The organism is Aquabacterium sp. (genome assembly GCF_049274795.1).
Classification (GTDB): Bacteria; Pseudomonadota; Gammaproteobacteria; order Burkholderiales; family Burkholderiaceae_C; genus Aquabacterium.
The window spans coordinates 1-1,791 of the sequence record NZ_JBASTH010000034.1; the positions used below are offsets into that span (position 1 = coordinate 1).

Sequence of the window (1,791 nt, forward strand, 5' to 3'; positions counted from 1 at the left end):
CCCCGTACCCTCCTCACGTAGGGGCTTGGCTGCTGGAGCGTCTTGGTGCGCCGCGCTGGCACCATCCTTGCATACTCAAAACTCTCGGAAATAGCCTTCAGAGGCCCTTCGTGGCGCCCGGGATTCAGGGATTTACCGTTGGCTATAGAGCAACCTTTACTGCATAGTAAAACTTTTATTAAAGAGGGTTCCATGAAACTCAACCACAGTCTTTTGTCGGTGGCTGCTGCTGCCGCGCTGCTGTTTGCGCCGTCATTGCAGGCCAAGCCCTTCAAATGGGCCAGTCAGGGGGAAATCGCGACCTGGGACATTCACTCCCAAAATAATGCGCTGCAAAACGGCCTTCATGCCAACGTGTATGAAAGCCTGGTGTACTACAACAGCAAGACGTTCGATGTGGAACCCGTGCTGGCGACGGCCTGGAAGGAGATCAGCCCCACGCAGGTGCGTTTTACGCTGCGCCAGGGCGTCAAGTTTCATGATGGTTCGCCGCTGACGACCGATGATGCCGTGTATTCGATTCAGCGGGCCATGGCCAAGACGTCGAACTTCACGCCGTATGTGCAGGGCATCAGCAAGGTCAACAAGGTGGACGCCCAGACCTTCGACGTCATTCTGTCGGCGCCCAACCCCGTGCTGCTGCGCCAGATGACCGAGCTGCGCATCATGAGCAAGGCCTGGGCGGAAAAGAACAAGTCGGTCGAGCCCAAGGACATCAAGGGCTCGGACGAGAATTTTGCACACCGCAACGCCATGGGAACCGGCCCCTACACGCTGGATTCGTGGCAGCCCGATGTGAAGATGGTGTTCAAGCGCAACCCCAACTGGTGGGGCAAGATGGACGGCAACGTGACCGAAATCATCTACACGCCGATCAAGTCCAATGCCACGCGGATCGCAGCGCTGATTTCGGGCGAGGTGGACATGGTGCTGGACCCCACGCCCCAGGATCTGGGCCGCCTGCGCGCCAGCCCTGAGCTGAAGGTGATTGACGGCATCGAGAACCGCACCATCTTCCTGGGCATGGACCAGTTCCGCGAAGAACTTCCCGGCTCCAACATCAAGGGCAAGAACCCGCTCAAGGACGTGCGCGTGCGCAAGGCCCTGTACCAGGCCATTGATGCCGAGACGATCTCGCGCAACATCATGCGCGGCCTGGGCAAGCCGACTGGAACCTTGGTGTCGCCTCAGGTGGCGGGTTACACCGAAGCGGTGGGCAAGCGTTTCCCGTACAGCGTGGAGGCATCCAAGAAGCTGCTGGCCGAAGCGGGCTATCCCGACGGTTTTGAGGTGGACTTTGCCTGCCCGAACAACCGCTACATCAATGATGAAGCCATCTGCCAGGCTGTGACCGCCATGTGGTCGCGTGTGGGCGTGAAGGCCAAGCTGCGCACGCTGCCGCTGGTGAACTACTTCCCGATGATTCAGCGCTACGAAGCCAGCATCTACATGCTGGGCTGGGGCGTGCCGACCTTCGATGCACTGTATAGCCTGCAGTCGCTGGTGCGCACTGTGGGGCAGGGCGGCGACGGCAACTACAACGTGGGTCGCTACAGCAACCAGCGCATGGACTACTTGGTGGACCGCATCAAGGCTGAAACTGATGCGCCCGTGCGCTCGCGCATGCTTACCGAAGCGTTGCAACTGTCAAACGATACGGTGTCCCACATTCCGCTGCATGACCAGGTGATCCCATGGGCCATGAAGAAGAACGTGGAACTGGTCCACCGTGCCGATAACCGCGTGGACATGCGTACGGTCAAGGTGAACTGACCTCGCTCAGCCTGAAGA

General features: G+C 59.4%; 1 protein-coding gene. It reads left to right on the forward strand.

The features are described from left to right. Window positions 1–192 precede the first annotated feature (192 nt). The gene (locus tag WAQ08_RS04955) at window positions 193–1,773 is read left to right on the forward strand and encodes an ABC transporter substrate-binding protein (RefSeq protein ID WP_422189580.1); all 1,581 of its coding nucleotides are present in this window, start codon (window positions 193–195) and stop codon (window positions 1,771–1,773) included. Window positions 1,774–1,791 lie beyond the last annotated feature (18 nt).